Source organism: Vibrio sp. D173a (assembly GCF_030248475.1).
Window position 1 is genome coordinate 1 of the sequence record NZ_JAHGAH010000832.1, and the last position, 699, is coordinate 699.

Below are 699 nucleotides of genomic sequence, written 5' to 3' on the forward strand. Positions count from 1 at the left end.
CACAGGTGCAGCCCCACGATTTGCATTGAACCAATTTCCATTCCTTCAAGGTATGGGACGTTATGTTGAGCTCTGTTACACAAAAACAGGCTTAGAAGTTAGGGCTTTCGATAAGAACTATCCAGATTCATCACTGCCAAAAGACGAAAACAACTACTGTGCAGAGCAAGGTATCGTCGGTAGTGACGATGTGGTCAACTTTGCACAAGTTCTGGAAATACCGGGTGATTTTGCGGCCTATCGTTGTAAAGAAGATGCGTATGACGATTGTACCAACACCGAAGAAGTCAACGAAGACAAGAGCTTAGACTACCGTAAGAAAACACACTTTACGCCAAAGCCAGAAGAACTCATTGTATCGGAGTTTAACTACGAAGATCTGTATGGTTTAAAAGATGGTATTACAGAGCAGGGCACAGCGAAGGTGGTCTCTTGGGAATTTGACCCAGAGAACGGCATTCTAAACTTCGAATTAGAGCGAACCTTCCAAGTCGATTTAGATAACCTTTCGGATTACATTAATTTTTCTACTAAATCTGGCTTAGAAGAAGCATTGGTCGATGGTGCATTCAAGGCGCGATTCTATTACTCGCTTGTACATGAGAGTGTTGTTGCGTCTGAAAACTATCAGCCAGTTATGTACCCTGTGGGTGACGAGAACGATATCGGCTTCTTCACCACTCAAACGAAGAAGCTAAA

Annotated in this window: 1 pseudogene; it reads left to right on the top strand. The window is 43.2% G+C overall.

What is annotated here, in order from left to right:
• Positions 1-699, top strand: a pseudogene (locus KIV40_RS29630) (MoxR-like ATPase); the annotation flags it as partial.